Source organism: Pectinatus haikarae, assembly GCF_015732185.1.
Lineage (GTDB): Bacteria > Bacillota > Negativicutes > Selenomonadales > Selenomonadaceae > Pectinatus > Pectinatus haikarae.
Genome location: NZ_WIQM01000008.1, coordinates 567,822 through 591,163, shown reverse-complemented (window position 1 = coordinate 591,163; position 23,342 = coordinate 567,822). Strand labels below are relative to the sequence as shown.

At 39.3% G+C, this 23,342-nt stretch carries 22 protein-coding genes and 2 tRNA genes; 12 read left to right on the top strand and 12 right to left on the bottom strand.

The features are described 5' to 3' along the window. Window positions 1-1,347 (bottom strand): methyl-accepting chemotaxis protein (locus I6758_RS07020; RefSeq protein ID WP_231038575.1); only part of this gene is annotated, 1,347 nt, incomplete at its 3' end. A gap of 434 nt (window positions 1,348-1,781) precedes the next feature. After that, window positions 1,782-2,669, bottom strand: coding sequence for a LysR family transcriptional regulator (locus I6758_RS07015; protein ID WP_196604461.1), 888 nt, complete (start codon window positions 2,667-2,669; stop codon window positions 1,782-1,784). Between the two features lie 161 nt (window positions 2,670-2,830). On the opposite strand from I6758_RS07015, the gene I6758_RS07010 reads away from it, so the two are divergent. From I6758_RS07010 to I6758_RS06995, 4 genes are all read left to right on the top strand, one after another. Beyond that, on the top strand, window positions 2,831-3,367 hold the full coding sequence (locus I6758_RS07010; protein WP_196604460.1) for a flavin reductase family protein: 537 nt from the start codon (window positions 2,831-2,833) through the stop codon (window positions 3,365-3,367). A 62-nt stretch (window positions 3,368-3,429) separates the two neighbouring features. Beyond that, a complete protein-coding gene (locus I6758_RS07005) occupies window positions 3,430-4,149 on the top strand; it encodes an SDR family oxidoreductase (RefSeq protein ID WP_196604459.1) in 720 nt (239 codons plus the stop codon). Between the two features lie 253 nt (window positions 4,150-4,402). Then, window positions 4,403-4,597, top strand: a complete 195-nt coding sequence (locus tag I6758_RS07000; protein ID WP_196604458.1) for a hypothetical protein — start codon at window positions 4,403-4,405, stop codon at window positions 4,595-4,597. Between the two features lie 208 nt (window positions 4,598-4,805). Continuing rightward, window positions 4,806-5,960: an MFS transporter gene (locus tag I6758_RS06995; protein ID WP_196604457.1), complete on the top strand. Its 1,155-nt coding sequence runs from the start codon at window positions 4,806-4,808 to the stop codon at window positions 5,958-5,960. Window positions 5,961-6,143: 183 nt separating this feature from the next. On the opposite strand, the gene I6758_RS06990 is transcribed toward I6758_RS06995, so the two are convergent. After that, on the bottom strand, window positions 6,144-6,956 hold the full coding sequence (locus I6758_RS06990; RefSeq protein ID WP_196604456.1) for a GntR family transcriptional regulator: 813 nt from the start codon (window positions 6,954-6,956) through the stop codon (window positions 6,144-6,146). A 236-nt stretch (window positions 6,957-7,192) separates the two neighbouring features. Here I6758_RS06990 and deoC point away from each other — a divergent pair, with 236 nt between their 5' ends. Continuing rightward, window positions 7,193-7,906 (top strand): deoxyribose-phosphate aldolase, encoded by a 714-nt coding sequence (deoC, locus tag I6758_RS06985; RefSeq protein ID WP_196604455.1) that lies wholly within the window; start codon window positions 7,193-7,195, stop codon window positions 7,904-7,906. A 166-nt stretch (window positions 7,907-8,072) separates the two neighbouring features. On the opposite strand, the gene I6758_RS06980 is transcribed toward deoC, so the two are convergent. Continuing rightward, entirely contained in the window at window positions 8,073-8,627 is a 555-nt protein-coding gene (locus I6758_RS06980; RefSeq protein WP_231038541.1) for an IS256 family transposase, read from the bottom strand. 60 nt (window positions 8,628-8,687) lie between these two features. Beyond that, complete coding sequence (gene cuyB, locus I6758_RS06975) at window positions 8,688-9,548, bottom strand: cysteate racemase (RefSeq protein ID WP_196604453.1); 861 nt, start codon at window positions 9,546-9,548, stop codon at window positions 8,688-8,690. Between the two features lie 134 nt (window positions 9,549-9,682). On the opposite strand from cuyB, the gene I6758_RS06970 reads away from it, so the two are divergent. After that, complete coding sequence (locus I6758_RS06970; RefSeq protein WP_196604452.1) at window positions 9,683-10,645, top strand: LysR family transcriptional regulator; 963 nt, start codon at window positions 9,683-9,685, stop codon at window positions 10,643-10,645. A 118-nt stretch (window positions 10,646-10,763) separates the two neighbouring features. On the opposite strand, the gene I6758_RS06965 is transcribed toward I6758_RS06970, so the two are convergent. Next, window positions 10,764-10,839: transfer RNA gene (locus tag I6758_RS06965), tRNA-Ala, on the bottom strand. Window positions 10,840-10,849: 10 nt separating this feature from the next. Continuing rightward, a tRNA-Ala gene (locus I6758_RS06960) sits at window positions 10,850-10,925 on the bottom strand. A 183-nt stretch (window positions 10,926-11,108) separates the two neighbouring features. On the opposite strand from I6758_RS06960, the gene I6758_RS06955 reads away from it, so the two are divergent. The 3 genes from I6758_RS06955 (at window position 11,109) to I6758_RS06945 (ending at window position 14,978) form a co-directional block, all read left to right on the top strand. Then, the gene (locus tag I6758_RS06955; RefSeq protein WP_196604451.1) at window positions 11,109-12,068 is read left to right on the top strand and encodes an alpha/beta hydrolase; all 960 of its coding nucleotides are present in this window, start codon (window positions 11,109-11,111) and stop codon (window positions 12,066-12,068) included. A 123-nt stretch (window positions 12,069-12,191) separates the two neighbouring features. Further along, window positions 12,192-13,247 (top strand): hypothetical protein, encoded by a 1,056-nt coding sequence (locus I6758_RS06950; RefSeq protein ID WP_196604450.1) that lies wholly within the window; start codon window positions 12,192-12,194, stop codon window positions 13,245-13,247. Window positions 13,248-13,553: 306 nt separating this feature from the next. Continuing rightward, window positions 13,554-14,978, top strand: a complete 1,425-nt coding sequence (locus I6758_RS06945) for an aldehyde dehydrogenase family protein (protein ID WP_196604449.1) — start codon at window positions 13,554-13,556, stop codon at window positions 14,976-14,978. Between the two features lie 46 nt (window positions 14,979-15,024). On the opposite strand, the gene I6758_RS06940 is transcribed toward I6758_RS06945, so the two are convergent. The 3 genes from I6758_RS06940 to kduI all read right to left on the bottom strand — a co-directional run bounded on the left by I6758_RS06940 (window position 15,025) and on the right by kduI (window position 17,999). Continuing rightward, a complete protein-coding gene (locus I6758_RS06940; RefSeq protein WP_196604448.1) occupies window positions 15,025-16,038 on the bottom strand; it encodes a zinc-dependent alcohol dehydrogenase in 1,014 nt (337 codons plus the stop codon). 23 nt (window positions 16,039-16,061) lie between these two features. Continuing rightward, window positions 16,062-17,054, bottom strand: a complete 993-nt coding sequence (gene kdgT, locus I6758_RS06935; RefSeq protein ID WP_196604447.1) for a 2-keto-3-deoxygluconate transporter — start codon at window positions 17,052-17,054, stop codon at window positions 16,062-16,064. A 102-nt stretch (window positions 17,055-17,156) separates the two neighbouring features. Next, window positions 17,157-17,999, bottom strand: a complete 843-nt coding sequence (kduI, locus tag I6758_RS06930; RefSeq protein ID WP_196604446.1) for a 5-dehydro-4-deoxy-D-glucuronate isomerase — start codon at window positions 17,997-17,999, stop codon at window positions 17,157-17,159. Window positions 18,000-18,257: 258 nt separating this feature from the next. Here kduI and I6758_RS06925 point away from each other — a divergent pair, with 258 nt between their 5' ends. Continuing rightward, complete coding sequence (locus tag I6758_RS06925; RefSeq protein WP_196604445.1) at window positions 18,258-18,932, top strand: FadR/GntR family transcriptional regulator; 675 nt, start codon at window positions 18,258-18,260, stop codon at window positions 18,930-18,932. Window positions 18,933-18,989: 57 nt separating this feature from the next. Further along, complete coding sequence (locus tag I6758_RS06920; protein WP_196604444.1) at window positions 18,990-19,757, top strand: SDR family oxidoreductase; 768 nt, start codon at window positions 18,990-18,992, stop codon at window positions 19,755-19,757. A 92-nt stretch (window positions 19,758-19,849) separates the two neighbouring features. On the opposite strand, the gene I6758_RS06915 is transcribed toward I6758_RS06920, so the two are convergent. After that, on the bottom strand, window positions 19,850-20,530 hold the full coding sequence (locus tag I6758_RS06915; RefSeq protein ID WP_196604443.1) for a FadR/GntR family transcriptional regulator: 681 nt from the start codon (window positions 20,528-20,530) through the stop codon (window positions 19,850-19,852). Window positions 20,531-20,790: 260 nt separating this feature from the next. Beyond that, the gene (locus tag I6758_RS06910; RefSeq protein WP_196604442.1) at window positions 20,791-22,065 is read right to left on the bottom strand and encodes an MFS transporter; all 1,275 of its coding nucleotides are present in this window, start codon (window positions 22,063-22,065) and stop codon (window positions 20,791-20,793) included. 316 nt (window positions 22,066-22,381) lie between these two features. Between I6758_RS06910 and I6758_RS06905 the strand changes: the two genes are divergently transcribed. After that, window positions 22,382-23,323: a sugar kinase gene (locus I6758_RS06905; RefSeq protein ID WP_196604441.1), complete on the top strand. Its 942-nt coding sequence runs from the start codon at window positions 22,382-22,384 to the stop codon at window positions 23,321-23,323. Window positions 23,324-23,342 lie beyond the last annotated feature (19 nt).

The following is a 23,342-nucleotide window of genomic DNA, read 5'->3' as shown; positions in this document are numbered from 1 at the left end:
TATATTTTCAACGACCTTTTGAGTTTCGTCCTGCATTGCTGTAATGAGTTCTGTAATTTGGGCAGCAGACAGCTGTGATTGTTCGGCAAGCTTTCTGACTTCTTCCGCCACCACCGCAAACCCCTTGCCATGCTCGCCTGCCCTGGCAGCTTCAATGGCAGCATTGAGTGCCAGGAGATTCGTTTGCCCAGCAATTCCCGCAATGACATCAACAATTTGTCCTATAGAGTCAGACTGTTTGTTCAATCCTGCAATTGATGATGCTGACTCTTCTGTTATCGATTTTATCAGCTCCATATGTGCCATGGCTCCCTTAATAGATTCTTTTCCGGCGTCAACTGCCTTAAGCGCAGCATTAACACATTTTGTCGATTCTTCGGTATTTTTCACGGCAATATCCATATTTTGGGACATTTGATTAATGCTTTTTTCCACAACACTGATTTCCTGCTTTTGACGATTTACTGCAATGGCTACCTGAGCTGCAGAAGCCTCTACCCTGTTCATGGTATCAGACGATTGCTCAACATTTGCAGTGAGTTGTTCGGCCGAAGCTGCAACCTGTTCGGATGCCCCTTGTATACCGGAAACCATGTTTTTCAATTTTAAACCCAAATTGTAAAAAGCATCAAGCAGGTTGCCGATCTCACCACTTCCCTTATGCCCAGATGCTTTGATGCTGCCACTTTTCATTTCCTGAGTCATTGCCTCAATGGGAGCCAGTATATGCTTAGCCTGCAATATCCCCAGGACAATACAAACCACGGCCATTGCACAGCTTGCCGCCACTGCTGTCCATAGAAACCATTGCATAAAAACATGGGCATTCTGACGGATAGATTCATTTTTTTTCTGCTCCTCCTGTACGAGCTTATCGAATGAGGTGGTCAGCTGCTTGCGCATGTCACGCCCCTGAGAAAAAGATAACTCCCTTGCTGCAGCTGTATTTCCTTTATCCACAAGATCCAGTACCTGAATATTTATTTTGGTAAACGCATCATGCGTTTCTTCTATATGCTGCAGAAGTTCCCTTTCCTCTGCAGATTCCATGAAAGGTTGTATCTTTCCTATATTTCCCTTGACTTTACTGGCTTTTTCCTGAATTTCTCCGCGAAATTCGGGACTCCCGGTTAAAAGCGCCCCTCTTTCGTCATTTGCCTGTCCGCTAAAATAAAATTCGATTTCTTTTAACGAAATAATTGTAATATCAGATTCCTCCGCAATTTTATTGTATTGATCTCGCACATGAGTTAAGCCGTAAATTGCACACACGCACAAAACTATAAAAACAAGAGCAATAAGCAGATAGCCTGCTATAATTTTATACCGGATCTTCATATTTTCCATATTCACTATATGATTCCTTCCCTGAAAATTAACTTTGGTAAAATCTGGTCATCAACAGCTTCACATGCTATGGTAAAAACATACATTGCGGTGAGTTTCATTCAGAATAAATTTTTGTTCACCGAAAATATGACAATTTGGATAATTGATGTTTTTCAATTATCCAAGCCAAGGCTTCTTATACATTATTTTAGAAATATTATAGATCCCTTTTAAAAAAAATAACAGCTTTATAACAAATATTTAACATTAAACTTTTTGTATAATCTTTTCAATTCGTTATTTATAGTATAATTTTAACGTTTTTATTAACAATCGAGGCATATATTCTAATATATTAATATATTTTGAAATTTTTTCTATTTGATTTTGCAAAACAAAAGTATACATAAATAAAAAATAATGAAATTACAATACTGTTCAGGAGATATTCGTCAGCTTTTTTTCCAGTTTACACTCGTAGTATCTTTTGAAAACATTGGAAGATAAACCGGCACATTTTCTTTTCGCATGGCAACGGAAATCTCCCGGTAGACCGGAATACGACTGATTTCACGCGCAGCGATGGAGGGATTCTGGATTCCCTTTGCTACAATTGAAGGCAGCAGTGTTATTCCCTTTCCGCGGCTTACGTACCCCAGGAGCGATTCTGTCAGATCCAGCTCCATCACAATATTGGGCGTGATTTTCATGCGGTTACACTGTTTGCGGATAGAAGCGCGGATAGTGCAGGGATCCTTGTAAAGCACCAGCTTTTCGTGTGCGATGATATCCATGAAGCTGATACTTTTCTGGTGGTATAAAGGATGAGTCACAGGGAATACCGCACAGAGCGGTTCTGTCATGAGCGGTATTACGGCGATGTTTTGCTGCGGTTCTGCATTGGAAAGCAGAACTATATCGAATTTGCCGTTTTCGACTCCATCGACAAGCTCCCGGTTAGAAAGACAAGTATCAACAATAACCTGATTATGTCCGCCTGCCCGCAGATTATCCATATACTGAGGAAGAAAGTATGTCACAAGATTGGCAAGTCCTCCGATGTGCACCTGGTTCATTTTTTTTAAATGCTGCACCTGTCCGATTACCCTGTCAAATTCATCCAGCACGCCGCTCATTCGCTCATAAAGAAACTTTCCCTGCGGTGTGGGCTCTACGCCGTCATAGCTGCGATTGAGCAGCTCACAGCCCAGTTTTTTCTCCAGCTGCTGCAGCTGTTTTGAAAGAGAAGGCTGTGAAATATAAAGCTGTTCGGATGCCTTATTCAGACTGCCGCAGCGGACTATTTCCAAAAAATATCGTATCTGTTCAAGACTGATCATTATTTTTCTCCTTAGGGATATGCTTTTTTGCTATACCCGGTATATACAACAACGATTAGGCAAATGCTGAAGTATAGTTTATGCTATACATAAGTAATATGGTAATATAATTTATTTGGCTTGTCTATAAGCTGCTAAAATTTAAGGAGGAAGCATAGGCTATGAAGAAGAAAATCGAAGTGTTTGATTATGCCAGTGAGATCATAAAGGCGCTCAGCACCGGTATTCTGCTGACTACAAAGGCGGGGGATAAAGTAAATACGATGACGGTGGGCTGGGGCAATCTGGGCGTTGTCTGGGGCAAGTCGACCTTTACGGCTTTTATCAGAAAAAATCGGTTTACAAGCTCCCAGCTGGCAAAGAATCCGGAATTTACGATCAATATACCGCATGGCGATTTCAATAAAAAAATATTGGGATTTTGCGGAACAAAATCCGGCCGTGATGTTGATAAAATTGAGGCTTTGAATTTAACTCTGGAAGCGCCGGAAATCATAGCTGTTCCTGCTGTCAGGGAACTTCCCCTGACGCTTGAGTGCCGGGCTATTTATGTACAGAAGCAGGATGAACATGCCATTGCGCAAGAAACTAAGAAAAAATATTATCCGCAGGATGTGGACAGCTTTTTCTATGATGCGAATAAGGATTTTCATACTGTTTATTACGGGGAAATCGTCAGTGCATATATTATAGAATAAAAGAGCCGTTGAGGCTTAAAGCAATGTGTAAAATATAATTTGGTGAGTGAGAGGAGATCAAAATGAGAGGTCAGCTTGACAAACAAAAGATATTGGTCATCGGCGGTTCAAAATTTTTGGGACTGGCAGTCGCACAGCGGGCAAGCAAAGCCGGCGCAGAAGTGGTCATCGGAGCACGTGATCTTGAGCAGGCCGCTAAGGCTGCCGCGCAGCTTCCCTTTGCGAGCGCGATCCATGTAGACATCACAGATGAGGGAACGATTGCCGCTGCGGCAGCTGAACTGGGATATGTTGATCATGTGGTGATAACTGCTTCCGCCCACCATAATGTACCGGTTGGGGAGCTGGAGCATGATAAAATAGTTACTGCGTTTGAAGCGAAGGTAATAGGGCCTATGCTGCTGGCAAAGCATTTTATCCCGATTATGCCTCCGACAGGCTCTATTCTTTTATTTTCCGGCGTAGCCGCGTGGACACCTTCTCCCGGCTATACAGTTATGGGAGTGACAAACGGCGCGGTTGCTTTTCTGGCTTCGCAGCTGGCAAAGGAACTGGCGCCTGTTCGCGTCAACGCGATTTCTCCGGGTGTTACGGATTCCGGTACATGGGATACCCTTGCGGAACAGGATAAAAAGAATTTGCTGGAGAGTGCAGCATCATCCAGTTTGGTCGGACGGGCCGGCACCGCGGATGATATTGCAGATACTGCCATATGGCTGCTCAATGCCGGAAATATCTCCGGTGAAACTATTCATGTAGAGGGCGGCGCAAGACATGTATAATAAAGTGCCCGCCAGGATAAGGTGCTGCTTGGCATTGGAATACCGCTGCGGCGATAAACAGGCAAAATAAAAATCTTTCCTGATGACCATATATCCTTTAAGTGCTCTAGTGTGATGCCTGAAAATCCGAAAAAATTAATTGGTATCAGATAAGTGGAATAAAAAATAGAAAACTGTAAAAGAGCTTAGTATATATGAACACTTTGCCTATTATGCATTTTTCGTAAAATATATTTCACTGCCTCACGCAGAATTGTTCACTTATTTTACTGTATTTGGCGAATTGGCGGCGGATATTGCCCTTTTATGCGGAATTCTGACTCCGCTTGCCTTGCTGCTGGGAATGCTGCTGAATTACAATTATCTGCTGGCGGGCACGGTCAAGTATGAATCCTTTACTGATTCTTCTGGAAACACTGCTTCTGTGGGCAGGTACAGCAAGCTATAAAATAGGCATAGACTTTTTTATTATGCCAAACCTGAAAAGAGTTTTTGATTTTTAGCAATATTGGTTCCACATTTAGTATTTGAATTCTTTCGGCTGCTCATGGCTTTTCTGCTCGAGTCATTATGAATTAGCTGTATTGTCTTGGCAGTGAAATTTTATTATACTTATTGTGATTAAAGAATTTATGAATAAGGCAGGAAGAATTTTTATGAAAATCGGATCAGGCGGAAAATCAATGGCCCGGCAGCTGTACGCCACACGCGCATTTTATTTTATCGGCGGCTTCGGAACGGCGTCATGGGCACCGCTGGTGCCATTTTTAAAATTGCGCCTGCAGGTTGAGGAAGATGTCTTGGGACTATTGCTTTTATGCATCGGCATCGGTTCTTTTTTGACGATGCCTTTTTGCGGTGCGGCAGCGGCAAAATTCGGCTGCAGAAAAATTTTAAAAACTGCGGGCATGCTGTTTGCGGTTTTTCTCGTTGCATTAAGCTGGATTTCTTCATTCTGGATTGCAGTAATAACGTTGCTGTGTTTCGGTGCCTTAATAGGCAGTGTTGCCACCACAACAAATATTCATGCGATTGCTTTGGAAAAAGCATCCGGCAATCGTCTTATGTCAAATATGAATGCGTTCTGGAGCATCGGCGGCTTTTCCGGGGCCGGCCTGTCCAGTGGACTGCTCGGGATTGGCGCATCTCCGGTTATCTCAACCTTATGTGCGGCACTTGCCGTAATGGGATTGATTCTTGTTTTCTCGCGTTATCTTTCAGATAACAGTACTGATCTTGGCAAAAGTCCACTTATATCCATTCCGCATGGAATTGTTACACTGGTGGGCGTTATTTTGTTTATTGCATATTTAGTCGAGGGTGCTATGATGGATTGGAGCGGCATATATCTTACGGCAGTGCGCGGCTTTGATATTTCACTGGCAGGCACCGGTTTTGCGACCTTTGCCATGGCGATGCTCATTATGCGCCTGATTGGCGACCGTTTTGTCCAAAAATTCGGCAGTAAATTTATTATGGCAGTCAGCAGTGCGTTTTCAGCGGGCGGATTTTTGCTGGTTATATACGCACCGGTCCAGCCGTGCATATATATGGGATTCTTTTTTATAGGCATGGGCTGCGCCAATGTCGTGCCAATATTTTTTACTGTGCTGGGCCGTCAGACTGTTATGCCGCTCAGTGCGGCAGTATCGGCTGTAAGTACATTGGGCTATCTGGGATCTCTGGCCGGACCCGCCATCATAGGATTTATTGCCCATCAGACAAGCCTTTATTTTTCGTTTGGGCTGCTTGCCGCGCTGATAATACTGCAAATGGGCATCGCCTGCTATACATTCAGAAAGCTCACGTAAAATACGGTTTATGGTCTGCAAATTGTTTTTTACTATTCACTTTTCAGTGTATTCACAGGTGAATACAGATTATAATATGAAAAGGCTTCCGAAATTTTCGGAAGCCTTGATTTTTTTCCGGAACCAATGAATATTATCACAATGCAGCCTGACTGCTGCGGATTATTGAGTATCCTTTTTGCATTATATATGTATGCTGCGCTGAAAATCCAGCTTATTTTTGCTGAAATTTGCATTTTTATATAATTCCAAACGAAATATACATTTATCAGCCCTGGTAGTGGAGGTTGTCAGTTCAAACACGTAGCCAGAGTCAAGATGAGAAACGCGTTCAATTTGATATCCGGGAGTATTTGAGCTGCATTTCAGAAGCTTGGCGACGGCACCTTTGATTATAATAGCTTCTATCGTTTCCGAAGCATGGTACAGGTTAAGTGAATAATGGCTGCTTAATGTGTCATACAGAGAAACAGCTTCAAAATTGAATTGTTCGATTCCGCTGCAAAGATAGTAAGGAATATATGTGTTTTCCAAAAGCAGGGGTGTTCCATTGGCACACCGCAGCCTGAGCAGATGAAATGCTCTCGGATCAGCTTCCGGCAACTGCAGTGAAGTGATCAATTGTTTATTAGTTATATTGGACACTTCTTTCGTAAGTACGACGGAAGTAGGAGAGGCACCTATACTGCGCATGTTTTCTGTGAAATTGTACAGGTAATTAATATTGCGTTTTAGCTTAGGATTAGCAATAAAGGAGCCCCTTCCGCGCTGACGAATAAGCAATCCTTCTTCCACCAGCCGATTCATGCACTGACGCACAGTTGTACGGCTGATATTCAACGCCCCGCATAGATCATTTTCTGTGATCATTTGATCACCGGGCTTCAGGACGCCCTGCTGTATCTGGATTTTTATATAGGCGATCAACTGCTCATATAAGGGAATATTTTTTTCTGCAGAAAAATGGAATGTGCTTTTAAAGTAATCAATGTCCAAATTTTTATTCCTCACATATTTTAAATATTTTCTTAAGTTTATCATAAATTTATTCTATTCATCAAGCCGCTGGAAAGACATAGTTTTTACTTTGAGGCAGGCATATATGGCAGCTGCTGTATATGCCTGCCCGGAGGAATAAAAAAAATAAAATATACTTGAATTATCTAAATAAAACCTTTATAATAAATGCATGAATTGTATCATACATTTATTATAAAGGAAGGAAATAAATTATGAAACCGACAAAAAAAGCAAGCGAAATGACGACAGGAGAACTCGCCGCCTACATTGACCAATCCGTATTAAAACCTGAATTTACTGAGAAGGATATAAGACAGTATATTAAAGAAGGGGTAGATTTCGGCTGTGCAACAGTGTGCATCAATCCTTCGTCGCTGCCCATAGCTGCTGAGTACACAGAAGGAACAAATACTGCTGTTTGTGTTGTTTGTGATTTTCCATTTGGAACCAGTACGACCAGCTCTAAGGTTCTGCAAGCACGTGAATATTGCAGCCACTGGAAGATCAAGGAACTTGATATCGTGGCGAATTTTGGCTGGATCCGCAGCGGCAAATGGGATGATGTGACAAAGGATATTGCGGCAGTCGTTGATGTCTGTCACGAATATAATACAGAAGTCAAAGTCATTTTTGAAACCGATGCACTTACAGTAGATGAGGTTAAGAAAGCCTGCGAATGCGCAATTGCGGCAAAAGCTGATTTTGTCAAGACCAGCACAGGATTCTTAACAGGCCACGAAGCTCACGGTGCATCGCCGGAAATCATTAAAGTGATGCTTGATACCTGTAATGGCCGCATCAAAATTAAGGGCAGCGGCTGCATACGCACCAGAGAACATTTCCTGAGGCTTATTGATATGGGCATAGATCGAATGGGCGTCGGCTTCCGGTCCACACCTATCATTTTAAGCATAAATAAAAAGTAATGTCTTTTGGCGGGTGCGGCAGCGAAAATTGAGAGTTTTTCAAGTTTTGTGTAAACGTCAAAAGCCAATATAAATTTAATAGTGATATATTTAAAGGCATTGCTTGTAAAAGTGATGCCCTTTAAGCATCCCTGTCTGAAAGACGTTCTTCAAAATAAATTTCCAACTAAGCTCTTATTTGACTCCAGTCCACTTTTTTAGTAATATCCATCATTGCCAGATACAGCATTTTTAAACGGTTGTCATCTGAAGGCAAAATTATCCTGGATTTAGTAACTTTTCTAAGCTGCCAGTTAAATCCCTCTACGGTATTTGTGGTATAAATGAGCCTTCTGACGGTAAGTGGATATTTAAAATATGTTGCTAAAACAGCCCACTTTTCATGCCAGGATTTATAAATTTTAGGATATTTACTATCCCATGTTTCTTTAAAATGATCAAGCTCAGCTAATGCTGTTTCTTCTGTTGGAGCAGCATATACCAGTTTTAAGTCTGCCATCAGGGCTTTTATTTCTTTATAAGATACATATTTTGTTGAACTGCGTATTTGATGAATTACACATTGCTGTATTTCTGTTTGAGGGTACACTGCTTCAATAGCTTGTGGGAAGCCACTGAGACCGTCAACACAAGCTATTAGAATATCTTCTACCCCACGGTTTTTCAACTCGTTCATTATGGACAGCCAGTATTTTGCACTTTCATTTTCGCCAACATACATGCCTAAAACATCTTTATGCCCGTCCATATCTATGCCAAGGGCAATATAAAACAGCCCGTTTTACAATATGCCCATCACAACGAACATGGTAATGAATGGCATCCATAAAAACATCGGCATATACCTCATAATATTTTTAACATCTGCACCATCACGAATATTAGCATTGATATTCTTTAAATAATTTTTCATCATTTCCCGCATTGCTGCTTTTTGAAAATTTTCATTTTTTAAAGGTTCATTAACAAAGCGAATTGCCGCTGCCGCCAGTACCACAGTGGGATCAATTGCTGTTCTGTCAATATGGAAAATTTTAAATGCTATTGGTAGCTCAGTACATCCCAATATTAATATTTCTGCTCCCTGTTCAAAAAGATCATCCATAGTCTCATAAAATCCATTTAGATTAATATTTTTTTTTGATGCCTTTACTCCATTATAAATAATATCCATCACATTTACTTGTTTTATCGCTGACGGAACAACTATATCTATCCCTGCTTTTGCCAATACCGTATGATAGACACCTGATTGTATAGTGCCGTCAGTTGCTAACAACCCAACTTTTTTTATTCCTCTGTTTTGTATTTCTTCTACTGTCAATTTTAACATATTCAATAACGGAACATCAAAAAACGGTGTAATTTTATCATAAAAATAATGTGCTGTATTACATGGCATTACCAATACATCAGCACCCATTGATTGCAAGCGGATTCCGCTTCTCACCATTTCAGGCACAGGATCTTTTCCCTTTCCTAATATAGCCTTTGTCCTATCTGGAATATTTGTATTGCAGTCGATTAAAACATGTATCTGTTCTTGATCTGATGCAGCATGCGTCATCGTAATAATCTTATTGAATAAATCACAGGTAGCTGCTGCTCCCATACCACCAATAATACCAATTGACTTTTTCATTCTTTTCGCTCCTGTTATATAACATAAATCATTTTTCAACTTGATTTTATTATAAATTCTATCTAAAATATAATCAAATATATCTATTAGTATAAATAGTATAATCATTTAGTTATATTATTAGGAGGTATACCGTGTTTAAAGGAAAGGAATATGTTTATGAAGTATATAAAGAAAAAAGTTTTTCCAAAGCCGCTCAAAATTTATATATCAGCCAACCTGCACTGAGTGCTGCCATCAAAAAAATTGAAAACAGAATTGGTTGTACCATCTTTGATCGAAGCAGTAAAGCCGTTCAGCTAACAGATGCCGGCATAAAATATATACAAGCTTCTGAAACTATTATGGACATAGAAATCCAATTTGAAAATTATTTAAGCAACTTAAATCAATTGAAAACGGGCCGTCTTTCCATTGGTGCGAGTAATGTTTTTGCCTCCTTTATTCTCCCAGAGATAATAACAAAATTTACCGACAAATATCCATCAATTAAAATCCGTCTCATCGAAGCAGCTTCTGCCCAACTTGAAGAATTATTATTTTCCGGTACTTTGGATTTTGTGCTTGATAATTATCCATTAGATGAGGCAATCTATCAAAAGCACTTGTTCTGCAGTGAAAATCTCATCCTTGCTGTACCGCCTAACCTTTCTGCCAATACTCGCGCGCTTCCATATCAGCTGTCAATAAATGACATTCACCATGAGAAACATCTGGATCCCTTGACAAAATCCGTACCTTTATCCATATTCGCCCATGAACCATTCATATTCTTAAGGTCAGGAAACGACACGCGAATACGCTCCGATAAAATTTTCAAAAAAAACCAGCTCATACCCAAAATAATTTTAGAATTAGACCAGCTTGCCACAGCTTATAATGTGGCCTGTTATGGCATGGGCGCCACTATCATCAGTGATACGTTGGTAAAAAAAGCTAACGGTAACTCAACTATGCTATATTACAAAATTGATTCCCCTTACACATTTCGTAATGTATTTTTCTATAATAAACAAAATAAATATATTACTAGAACCATGGAAGAATTCATAAAGCTAGCGCAAAACGCAAATATAAACACAATGCATATCTTATAAAAAGACATAACAAAAGCCGACAGAAAAATTTCTGCCGGCCACTTTAAGATTTATAATTCTGCTCACAATAACGTCTTAGGTAAATTGCTTTCAAACACTATAAATCCTTTATTTACAATGGTGGAGACGAAGGGGATCGAACCCTCGACCTCTTGAATGCCATTCAAGCACTCTCCCAACTGAGCTACGTCCCCATATTAAATTTGGTGGAGATGAAGAGGATTGAACTCTCGACCTTACGGATGCGAACCGTACGCTCTCCCAGCTGAGCTACATCCCCACAGTTTGTCGAAGGCCTCTTGACACTGCATATTATTATATGGCATTTGAATATCAAATGCAAGAAAAATATGCAGAAAATAATAGCCGTCAGCATTTATACGTCATAGACGTTGACATTATATAGAAACAGACTTATTATTTTAACAACCATTTTACATTTTAAACTCAGGTGAATATAACAATGCACATCTTTCACAAAACTATTTATTTTTTCGCCGGTTTTTTTATTGGTATATTTATAATTATAAATATACTAGGTATAATCATCGGCAATACACTTTACTTAATGATGAATAAACAACAGGTTGATTATCTGGTACCTGCCCTGGCCGATTATTCACAGAATGTCGATAGGATAGAAACCGTAGAGGCAAAGAAAGGATGGGAACGGGCTGAAATAACCACAAAGGATGGGTATACACTTGCCGGTACATATATAAAAAATCCTGTTTCTTCAAAGAAAGCCGTCCTCATATTGCATGGCTTGTATCAAAACAGATCAATGTCGATAGATTATGTGCCGCTTTACCAAAGACTGGGCTTCAATGTTCTCTTAGTGGACCTGCGCGGTCATGGACAAAGCGGCGGTCAGATGACCTGGGGAAAAAATGAAGTTGGTGATATCGACGAATGGATTGGCTATCTCAGAGACAGAAAGGCCAATGATCAGATAGGCATACACGGCGTTTCTCTTGGCGGAGCTTATGCATTACTGCACAGTGGAGCGAACACACCTGTAAAAGCAGACTTTTATGTGGAAGACAGCGCCTATGACGATTTGGCCCTTGTTTACCGTGAAAAACTGCGGATGTTTCTTCAAATGCCGCAGGAAAATTTTATCATCAGTGCGTTATGGTTTTATTGTCAGCTCTCTATGTATTGGCACACAGGAGAAACTATGGCAGATCTATCACCCATAAAATCGGTTGTAAAAACCCAAAGCCCAATTTTATTCTTGCATGGCGGCGCTGATGCGCTCATACCGAAAACAGCTATGCAAAGCTTATACGATGCAGGTTCTTCCTATAAAGAGTTTCATATCTTTCCTAATGCGGCACATGCGGTCTCTCTAAACAGCGATCCCAGAGAATATTATGACGTGCTTCACAAATTTCTCAAGGATATAAATATTGTCAATTAGAGAGAAGATATTATTAGCAGTGTAATTATCAGAAAAATATAGTATAATAAAAATGCTGTGACTCATTTTTGCAAAACAGCTGATATTTTTCATGATTTTACAGGTGAAGGGATATAATATTTAATGCGTAATTGCTTTAGGCAGAACAAGATAGTTCTTATTTTCGCGATAGTTTTGCTGGCATTATATGCCAGTTTCGTGTTCTTTATGTACACTCCATGGTATACAGCAACGCAGCTGCGCTTTGCTTATCAAAATAATAATACCACCCTATTGATGCGCACAATAGATTTAGACTCGGTGGTATCATTCGGCTATGATGATGTAACTGGCGATTTATTTACATATAACAGTAACATGCCCCCGAAAATAAAACAGATTTTTGATCAATTCTATAAATTGATCAAAAAGAACGTCTGCGACGGGACATTAGCAATGCTGGATACTTATTTAAAGGATGATGTATGGCACGACCCAACGGGAACATCTGTATTAAAAGGCAGAGAACTCGGAATAGACTATGATGAACTGCTGGAACGCTCTATGCTTCGCAACACGTCCGTGAGAAAAATAGGTTCATTGATAAAAGATGACAATGGCAATTACATTATTCCTGTGACCGTTGCAGACAGGTATACTGATACGGATTTTGTTCTTGAATTACAGCTGCAGAAAAATACTGAAGGCATATGGCAAATAACAAAAATTATCAATTACCGTGACTATCTTATTCATGTACGTGATTTGTGCAATGTTGATATAGCTTCATACATAAAAGATACAAAAGACAGGACAACGGAGTATAATCGTATATTCCAAGGATTGCAGACAAAATTTTTGACAATGACGAAAACCATAGGCTCTGATGTATCAGCTGATAAACGGACTCTAATACAAAACTTTATACTGTCAGAAATAATTCCGGCATATAAATCGCATGAGGAATATCTGCAAAATGTAAATGTACCCGCGGGCGCACTGCATCTGCATATATTACGATTGCAGAGCAATGCCAAAACGATGGAGGCATGGAAATATTTTGCTGCCGGTATAGGGAAAAATTCAAAAGCCAGTCTGGTAAAGGCTGAATACAGCCATCAATCGGCTCTGGTTCTCGAACAAAAAGTATCCGACATAATAAATAAAATGCCGGCACTATTTGTTCCCGAAATACCATAATTTACACAATTATAAATATCCTTTCTTATATGCTGCCCTTTATGATTTCACTAACGGATGTCAAATTTTTAATATGTTCGTTTTTATTCGCACGCTTTTCAACAGATTAGTGTGCGAATATTTATTAATATCACATAGAAAAAAGTATATGCCAGCAGGTATTACCAGTAAAGTTGTATAATATAAATATAGATCTTATTCATGCTATCTTGGGTACAGCAAACTTTAATCGCAAAAACAGCTTGATGATTTAAAGAATGAATAAGTATCACTATATATTATGATTACCTATGGGGAGGCCATTGAATGAAACAATATGAATTATTTATTGATGGAAAGAAAATTACATCTGCATCGACAGATGAAGTTTACGATAAGGTCACCGGTGAAGCTTTTGCAACCATTTACACCGCCGGTGAGAAAGAGATAAAAATGGCTGTTGATGCCGCTCAAAAAGCATTCGATACCGTAAAACTGACACCTTATCAACGATATGATATATTGATGAAGGCCGCAGCCAACGTCATGCAGCGTCAGCGTGAATTTGCAGAAACCCTGTCGGCAGAAGCCGGCAAACCAATAAAGGATGCCATGGGGGAAATATCCCGCTCATATCAGACGCTTATCTTATCCGCAGAAGAGGCAAAACGCCTCACCGGAGAGATGGTTCCTATTCAGGGAGCCCCTGGCTGTGAAAATCGGTTGGCATATACCAAAAGAATGCCTCTCGGTGTCGTCTGTGCCATAACTCCTTTTAATTTCCCGGTTAATTTGGCATGCCACAAAATAGGTCCCGCCCTGGCAGCGGGCAATACGGTAGTATATAAACCTGCATCAGCGACTCCCCTGACAGCCTCGTTGCTCTGTGATGCTTTTGCCGATGCAGGATTGCCTGCCGGATTTTTGAATTTAGTCATGGGCAAGGGCTCTCTTGTAGGTGACTTACTGGTGAACGATCCGCGAATAAAAATGTTTTCCTTTACCGGAAGTGTTCCTGTCGGCAAGGAATTGCAGAAAGCTGCCGGCTTCAGAAAAATCGCTTTGGAATTGGGTTCCAATTCAGCAAATATTGTGCATAATGATATTGAAAATATAAAAATGACTGCTCAACTATGTGCAAAGTATGCCTTTGTAAACGCAGGACAGGTGTGCATATCTTGTCAGCGTGTCTATGTACAAAAAAATATTTTTGAAGAATTTTGCACTGCAGCCGTAGAATATACAAAAACGTTGAAAGTCGGCAATCCTATAGAAGAAAATACTGATATTGGTCCGATGATTGCCGAAAAGGAAGCCGTCCGTATTGAAAAGTGGGTAAACGATGCCGTTAAGGGCGGCGCAAAGCTATTGATCGGCGGCAAGAGAAATGGTTCTTTCTTCAATCCGACCATTTTGACGAACACAAAAGAAAATATGAATGTTATTTGCAAAGAAACTTTCGCACCCGTATTTTCGATAATACCTTATGATACAATAGACGAGGCAATTGCAGCAGTGAACAATTCCACATACGGATTGCAGGCAGGTGTATTCACAAAATCCCTATCTGTAGCTCGACTTTGTGCTGAAAGAATAGAAACAGGCGGCGTTATCATAAATGACGGTTCTACATTCCGCATGGACAATATGCCCTACGGTGGTGTTAAAGACAGTGGAATCGGCAGAGAAGGTCCTGAATACGCCGTGCGTGAATTAACGGAAGAAAAATTGATTGTATTCAATTTTAGTTAAAAAATAAGGGGTACCTGATGAAAACAGGTACCCCTTATTTTTTTGCCTATTTGCGACAATCAACGACAACCTTTGCACTCCCATTGTCCATATCTGCAATCAAATCGAAAACTTTATTGCTTTCAGATAAAGGAATTATATGTGTGACAATTTTTTCCAAGTCCTTCTCTAAGGCAATCGTTAAATTAACTGCCTGTCTGAATTCATCCTTTGTATAAACACGAGTGCCGACTATAGTTTGTTCTTTAAAATTTATATCACGCAAGTTGACTTCATGTGGATTTTTGTGTACTGATACAATGCATATCTTACCCCGTACTCTCGTAATTTCCGACATTTCCATTGCGGGAGCTGCGGCTCCACTGCATTCAAAAAATATATCGCACCCTTCTCCGTTTGTAGACGTTTTTACTACTTTATTTAAATCTTGATTCCTTAAGTTTACCGCAATCAATCCTAATTGTGTTGCCAAAGCCAATCGTTTTTCTGCAATATCCGAAATGAAGATATTGGCTGCCCCCGCATGCCTTAACATAATTCCGCATAATAGACCTATAGGACCAGCTCCGCTAATAACGACCGTATCCAATACATTCATATTTATCATATGTAACGCATGCACCAATACAGCCAAAGGTTCTATAGTAACAGCCGCTTTATCACTTACTGATTCCGGGACCTTGAACAATATATCTTCAGCTGCATAAATAGTTTCAGCCATTCCTCCGTCGGTATCAATTCCAATTAATTTTAGATTATTACACACATGTTCATTTCCATTCCTGCATGCAAAACAATGATGGCATGATATAAGCGGATACGCAACAACACGGTCACCTTTCTTCAATATATTTCCATTTTCAGCAACTATCCCTAAAAATTCGTGTCCAAAAACAAGTGGTGCTTTAGCCCTCGGATGCGTTCCCATGTATATACCTATATCCGAACCGCATACACCGCAATATTTTATAACAATTTTGAGACTTCCTTTTGATTTTTCGTGTGCCTTATATTCCATCACATCTGCTTTTTTAGGTCCATTATAGACTAAAGCTTTCATAAATAGCTCCTTTTGCTTGCATTTTATACCAAATGTCGCATAGATTTATCAATAATTTGCTTTTCTTCTGCTGGTTTAAAATGATTACACCATGCAGCTGTCAAAACAGGAACAACTATGGAGGTCACAACTACCGATGTTGCTACCAATGCAGTTGCTGCTGGAGCTATAGGTGCAAAGGCAGGAACCATTTGTGCTATAATAGTAGGATTTGTAACAGCTGCACCAGCTGTGCTGGAAGCAGCCAGTCCCGCTCCGCCATGCCCTCCTCCGATAAATTTATCGGCAAGTATAAGCGGTATCCCAGTAACAATAATTACACCTAATCCTAACAAAATTCCCAACAATCCAGTTTGAGCTATAACTGCCAGATTGATTGTATTGCCAAGAGCAAATCCAAAAAACGGAATCATTGTCATTGATGCATTACCAAAAAACGAACGCAGTTCAGTATCAAGATTACCCAATATAAACCCAATAATAAAAGGCATAACCGCTCCTATAAAAAGACGTGGTTCAAAATATGCTGCTCCAGTACTCCCTAATATAATCATAGTCACGAGAGGTCCTGACTCAATTGATGTAAGTACGAAAGCACCAGCTTCTTCCTTTGTTCCGTACTGCTGCATTATTGATGCATATAATCCGCCGTTTGTCATATCCATGGAAGTCACTATTGCAAGTGTTGACAATCCCGCAAAAAATCCGGTCTGAATCATTCCTGCCGGCATAAAGTACGTACAGATCATACCTATACACCAGGCCACTACTATTTTTGTGCCAACAATAGTACCAGATTTTCGCAACACTACACCGGTTGATTTTATATCTATACCTGCTCCCATACAAAAAAACCAAACAGATAAAATTGGTACGGTTCCTGTAATAAGGCCATTGGTAAAGGAACCAAAATATTTGCCTGCATCAGGAGTAAAGGTATGGCATAATGCCCCAAGAAATAACGGTACTAACATAAGTCCACCAGGAATATGCTCAATGGTTTGTTTAATTCGCATAATAATCCTCCTTATTATATAATTCCATATTTTCTTAATATAAAAATTAATAATGTCTCAATTATATGTGACAATTGCATCACACATAATTGAGCTTTCACATCATTTTAAATCAATATTAGCAATATTATCCATATCATCAAATGCTTTATTTTCACCGGCCATAGCCCATATAAACGTATAGTTTGATGTACCGCATCCAGAATGTATACTCCACGACGGGCTAATAACCGCTTGCTCATTATGCATGATTATATGACGCGTTTGTTTTGGTTCTCCCATCATGTGAAAGACGGCATTATCTTTAGGTACTTCAAAGTAGAAGTATACTTCCATTCGCCGTTCATGTGTATGTGCAGGCATTGTATTCCATACATTTCCGGTATTAAGAGCCGTCATTCCCATTGACAACTGACAAGTTTCTAAAACATCCGGATGAATAAATTGATTTATCGTACGGCTGTTTGCTGTTTGTGCATCACCGCACGGAACTTTTTTCGCATCATTAATAGACAAAAAAGTCGTTTTACAGCGTTTATGCGCTGGTGTAGATATCATATAAAATTTAGCAGGAGCAGCACTGTCTACACTTTTAAACGATACCTCTTTTGTTCCCATGCTTATATACAGACAATCTTTATATTTTAATTCAAATTCTGCACCATCCGCTGTTATCCTACCTGAATGCCCTACATTGAAAATACCTATCTCACGGCGTTCAAGTAAATATTTTGTGCCAAAATTTTTCCAAACGTCAATTCCTTTGTCAATTGCGATTTCTTCTGTTGTTGGCATGCAGCCCAAAATTATTACCCGGTCCACATGAGAATAATATGAATTAACATTGTTTTCAGTAAATATTTTTTCAATGAGAAACTCATTTCTTATTTTTTCCGTTGTATAGTTCTTAAAATCATTTTGATTTGTCGAATATCTAATATCCATTACATAATCTCCCTTTTAATAATTTTTAAGCATATGCTCTTTCACAATACCAATACTACCATTGTAGTTCAGAAAAATACATCAGATGTTTGGTTAAACTATACATCAGATGTATTTATATGTCAATATTAATATTTTAGTTATTTTTAGCTATTTATTGCTATTTTTTTTCTTTTCACATTGAAAAATACTCTTGTATGATTAAATTTCCTGTGTTAACATATATAATACATCAGATGTTTATAAAGAGGTAAAAAAATGAGTGTATCATTATCCGAAATAACGCAGCAAAATATTATTCAATTAATTAAGACCAACGCATTGGATGCCGGTGATAAACTTCCTACCGAATACGAACTAGCCGACAGGCTGAACGTTGGCCGCAGTACTATCCGTGAGGCAGTAAAGGCATTGGCATCGCGCAATATATTGAAAATAAAGCAAGGAGCAGGCACTTTTGTTTCTTCAGAAAGGGGAATGATAAAAGACCCCTTGGGGCTTTCGCTTATCAACGATGATGTCAATCTGGCTTTTGACATGATAAATGTGCGGCTTATATTTGAACCGGAAATGGCAGCGCTGGCTGCCACAAATGCCACGGAAGACGACTGTGCAGCAATAGGTGAAGCCTGCACCGTGGTAGAAAAACTGATAGAAAATAGCAATGAGTACAGCACAGAAGACAGCGCCTTTCACGAAGCAATCGCCCGTGCCAGCGGAAATAAGATAATTGATAGAATAGTAAAAGTTATTCATTCATCTGTCCAAAAAAATATTTTTGTAACGGAAGACTCATTAAAGAACGATACGCTTATTTATCACAGACAGATATTTCAAGCTATAAAAGATAATGATATAGTGGGTGCACGTTGCGGCATGATCATGCATTTGAATAATTTACGTAATTTCATATTGAAAAAGCGTAAGCCATAATTTAAGAAAATGTTTCACCGCATATTTTTTATGCCGCAAAGAAAAGGAGAAAAAAGTATGTCTATATTAAATATGTTTGACTTGAGCGGGAAGAAAGCTATTGTTACAGGCGGTGGCCGCGGATTGGGTAAAGGAATGGCCGAAGGGCTTTGTGAAGCCGGTGCTGAAGTGGTACTGATCGGTTCAAGTGACAGTGTACTTAAGACAGCAGATGAATTTGTCGGCAAAAGCTACAAGGCTTTTGGTCTGCAGGGAAATTTATCTGAAGAAGACCGCATCCCGCTCATATTCGAAAGAGCACTGACCCTTCTCAACGGGAAAATAGATATCTTAATCAATAATGCCGGACTGCAAAGCAGGCACAAATGCGAAGAATTTCCTCTGTCTGACTGGCACAGTGTCATGCAGGTAAATTTAAATGCCGTATTCAGTCTGTGTCAGCTGGCAGGGAAAAAAATGATTGAGGAAGGTTATGGAAAAATCATCAACATGGCCTCTATGCTCAGCTTTTTTGGGGGCTTTACCGTACCGGCGTACGCTGCCAGCAAAGGCGGTGTAGCACAGCTCACTAAAGCCTTGGCTAATGAATGGTCAAAAAAAAATGTGCATGTAAATGCAATAGCTCCCGGATATATGGACACAGAAATGAATATCAACCTTGTTAATGATGCTGAACGAAACGGGGAAATTTTAAATCGCATTCCGATCGGACGCTGGGGAACCCCTGAAGATATGAAAGGATTGGCCGTATTTTTGGCCTCGCCGGCCTCTGATTATATAAACGGTGCCATAATCCCTATAGACGGAGGCTACTTAGGAAAATAGAAGAAGGTGTGCTCGCTTTTGAGCACACCTTCTTTTTTGGCGAAAACAAGACATCATACATTTTCTAACGATAATTGACAATTTATATATTTTCAAGTCTGCAAATCATAGTTTTTTAACAAAAATTCCCTTTGAGCATTCAAATGTATAATCATACCATTCTTTGCTCCGGCAGAATCCCCATTTGCTATGGCTCTCGCAATCTGGCGATGTGTCAGCATTGTTTCCTCACAAAGGGAATTGTCCGTTATGAAAATATTCTTCTTTATCGATGTGTGAATAATCTGCGTTATTTTATAAATAATTTTATTTCCGCTTGCATTGCCGATAGCTGAATGAAAAAGATTATCTTCATCATCATAATTTTTTTCCGCCCTAATCAGTTCTTCCACCATTAAACACAATTCATTGATTTGCCTGATATTTTTTAAAGTGGCCTTTTGTGCCGCTATAGCTGCTATTTCCGGTTCAAATATAAGTCTTACCGTAAGCATATCAAAAATAGTAGACACGTCTTCCCCCATCATGCCTATGCCAAGCGGATCATTACTTATACCATTCTTTTGAGAAACAAAAGTGCCAGACCCCTGCCTTATTGCTAATATGTTTTGAGCAGAAAGGGCTTTCAGTGCCTCACGCACAGTACTGTGCCCCACTTTGAATTTTACCGCCAAATTATCTACTGTCGGTAATTTATCGCCAGGCTGCATATTATTGTTTTTTAAAAGATCCAAAATATTATCTATTGTTGAAGTTACAAGCGAAACACCCATATTATCATTCCTATTATGCTATTTAATATTCAATATATTATATAATATTTTTAGTTTTTAATGCAACCTCTAAGTAAAAACAGCAAAAAACCTATAAAATAAATTTCTTTTTCATATAGATTATTTAGGGTTTTTCTCTAATCTTATTTATCTTTTTTAAATCCTGCTCATTCTCGAAAGATAAAGCTTCATGCGCTATCCTTTGGAGGAAGATTAGCCTGGACTAATTCACATTATCCATTAAAAGCAAAGAATCATTTTTAACTTTCTGGTGTAATTGGTTTTATATCTTTTAAAAAGAGTGCATAATTTATTGCACCAAATAAACAAAAAGCTCCAGACAAGGCCAGCGCTGGTATAAAACTGTTAGTTGCTGTAATAATGTATCCTGTGACAATAGGTCCTATAAATCCTCCCATATTGGATGCGCAATTTTGAATTCCTGCCAATACTGACGTCATATTCCGTGGTGCAACATCTCCCGGTAACGACCAAATTGCCGAAGCCGCAAAGGCTAATCCTGCATAAGAAATACAAAGTAATGCCAACGAAATATTGCTGCTTTCTACCATACCAGAAAAAGCTACCAGTGTACCTAACAACATCCCAATCACAATATTTATTTTTCTGGCTTTTGTCAAGTTACCTGTTTTTGTATAATAATAATCCGTGAACCAACCGCCTATGTATTGACCTATTATCCCGCAGAGAGGCGGCAACATAGCCATCCATCCCATTGTCATCAATTGCATGCCACGTTCTTTAACAAGATATGTCGGAAACCAGGTGATAAAAAAATATATCGCGTAATTTAAGCAGAAGAAACCGAAGCACATTGATAATACATTGCGATGTTTTAATAATTGATACCATTTCATCGGCTGAGTCTTATCAATGCCTTCCTTTTTAGCTTGGTTGTCACGAATATAAGCAAGTTCTGCCGCATTGATAAATTTGCATCTTTCTGGTTCGTCATATACTAACATCCATATGACCGCCCACACTATACCAAGTGCACCACAAACCAGAAAGGGAATATGCCAACCGTATATTGCTATCATCCATGCAACCAATGGCATTGCGAATGCTGTTCCAAACTTGCTGCCGCTGTCAAACAGTGCCGTTATTTTACCCCTTTCACGATCCGGAAACCATTTCGCAGCAATCCCTGCATTGCAGGGATAAACTCCGGCTTCCCCGATACCCATAAAAATTCTTGCTCCAATAAATCCAGTAACGGTACGACATGCCGCTGTTGCGGCGGTAGCTAACGACCACCAAACTACTGCTACACACATAGTTATCTTTTGTCCTATCCTATCTCCTAACCATCCAGCCGGAATTTGCATTAAGGCATAGCTGAAGAAAAACATGGACATGATATAGCCCATTTCAGCAGCATCAATATTAAGATCATTCATTATTTCCGGTGCCGCAGCTGACATGACCGTTCGGTCTAAATAGTTTATTACAACAGCTGCGAGCATTAATACTGCAATTACAAAACGAGCTTTTGTCTTCTTTGTACTTTTCATGATATTTACCTACTCCATTTTCATAATTCATCTGATAATTAATAAAAATTCATAAGAACTATTCTGTATGGTAACATAAAAATTAGTTTTATACAATATGTAATTTTTTGACTATTGGTTATTATTATAATAATTTAATTTAAAAATCATCTATATATAAAGCAGACCTCTACAAGAATTACCACCAATCTCTTTTTTAATTGCTATGTCTATTTTTGTTTTTATTTTAGATGCATTGACTTTTATATTAATAAGATATATCATAATATTCATCTGATGATTAATAAAAATAATTTATATTTAGGGGTGAGGTTTAATGTCTGACGGATTGATTTTAGCCGGTGAACCCATGGGGCTTCTTATAGCTCAAAATGAGGGTCCTCTTGACAGTGTATCTGGTTATTCACTGGCTGTAGCCGGAGCAGAGTTCAATGTAGCTGTCGGAACAGCGCGATTGCATCATCATGTGACCTATATGACCAAACTTGGAAACGATCCTTTCGGTAAACGTATAATAAGGGTACTGAACGAAAATAAAATAGGCGATGAATTTGTCAGTTTTTCCGATACTCATAAGACCGGTTTTATGCTAAAAGGCAGAATAAGCAACGGTGATCCCGATATTTTTTATTTTCGTGCAGGATCAGCAGCATCTACACTTTCTCCCGCCGATGTAGAAAAAATTGATATGAGGAGTTATTCTTATATTCATTTAACAGGAATTTTACCAGCTTTATCCGAAGATACACGTAAAGCTGTCAATATGATGTTTGATAAAGCGCGTGATGCAGGACTGACTATAAGCTTTGATCCAAATTTACGTCCTCAGCTTTGGCCGTCAGAAAAAATAATGCGTGAAACGATTAATAACTTAGCTTCACGTGCCGATATTGTCCTGCCTGGTACCGCAGAAGGAAAAATACTTATGGGCAGCGACGATCCTAAAAAAATAAATGATTTTTATCGTCGTAACGGAGCAAAAATTGTTGTCACTAAATGTGGTGCCAGCGGTGCGTTTGTAACGGACGGCAGTGAAGAATACACCGTTGAAGGTTATAAAGTCGACAGGGTCATTGATACAGTCGGTGCAGGGGATGGCTTTGCCGTGGGAATTATTACAGGACTGATGGAAAATTTATCTTTAAGAGATGCTGTTAAAAGAGGCAATGCCATCGGTGCTATTCAAGTCACGAGCAGAGGTGACAATGAGGGTCTGCCTTCACCGGATGAACTGGCAAGTTTTATGGCGCAAAAATAATTATTATAGGAGAGAAAAT

Coding starts and splice junctions, on each gene's coding strand:
- I6758_RS06910 (WP_196604442.1), bottom strand. CDS start 22,065: ATGAAAAGTACAAAGAAGACAAAAGCTCGTTTTGTAATTGCAGTATTA.
- I6758_RS07015 (WP_196604461.1), bottom strand. CDS start 2,669: ATGATCAGTCTTGAACAGATACGATATTTTTTGGAAATAGTCCGCTGC.
- I6758_RS06925 (WP_196604445.1), top strand. CDS start 18,258: ATGAGTGTATCATTATCCGAAATAACGCAGCAAAATATTATTCAATTA.
- I6758_RS06995 (WP_196604457.1), top strand. CDS start 4,806: ATGAAAATCGGATCAGGCGGAAAATCAATGGCCCGGCAGCTGTACGCC.
- I6758_RS07005 (WP_196604459.1), top strand. CDS start 3,430: ATGAGAGGTCAGCTTGACAAACAAAAGATATTGGTCATCGGCGGTTCA.
- I6758_RS06955 (WP_196604451.1), top strand. CDS start 11,109: ATGCACATCTTTCACAAAACTATTTATTTTTTCGCCGGTTTTTTTATT.
- I6758_RS06980 (WP_231038541.1), bottom strand. CDS start 8,627: ATGTATGTTGGCGAAAATGAAAGTGCAAAATACTGGCTGTCCATAATG.
- I6758_RS07010 (WP_196604460.1), top strand. CDS start 2,831: ATGAAGAAGAAAATCGAAGTGTTTGATTATGCCAGTGAGATCATAAAG.
- I6758_RS06950 (WP_196604450.1), top strand. CDS start 12,192: ATGCGTAATTGCTTTAGGCAGAACAAGATAGTTCTTATTTTCGCGATA.
- I6758_RS06945 (WP_196604449.1), top strand. CDS start 13,554: ATGAAACAATATGAATTATTTATTGATGGAAAGAAAATTACATCTGCA.
- cuyB (WP_196604453.1), bottom strand. CDS start 9,548: ATGAAAAAGTCAATTGGTATTATTGGTGGTATGGGAGCAGCAGCTACC.
- deoC (WP_196604455.1), top strand. CDS start 7,193: ATGAAACCGACAAAAAAAGCAAGCGAAATGACGACAGGAGAACTCGCC.
- I6758_RS06920 (WP_196604444.1), top strand. CDS start 18,990: ATGTCTATATTAAATATGTTTGACTTGAGCGGGAAGAAAGCTATTGTT.
- kduI (WP_196604446.1), bottom strand. CDS start 17,999: ATGGATATTAGATATTCGACAAATCAAAATGATTTTAAGAACTATACA.
- I6758_RS06940 (WP_196604448.1), bottom strand. CDS start 16,038: ATGAAAGCTTTAGTCTATAATGGACCTAAAAAAGCAGATGTGATGGAA.
- kdgT (WP_196604447.1), bottom strand. CDS start 17,054: ATGCGAATTAAACAAACCATTGAGCATATTCCTGGTGGACTTATGTTA.
- I6758_RS06905 (WP_196604441.1), top strand. CDS start 22,382: ATGTCTGACGGATTGATTTTAGCCGGTGAACCCATGGGGCTTCTTATA.
- I6758_RS06915 (WP_196604443.1), bottom strand. CDS start 20,530: ATGGGTGTTTCGCTTGTAACTTCAACAATAGATAATATTTTGGATCTT.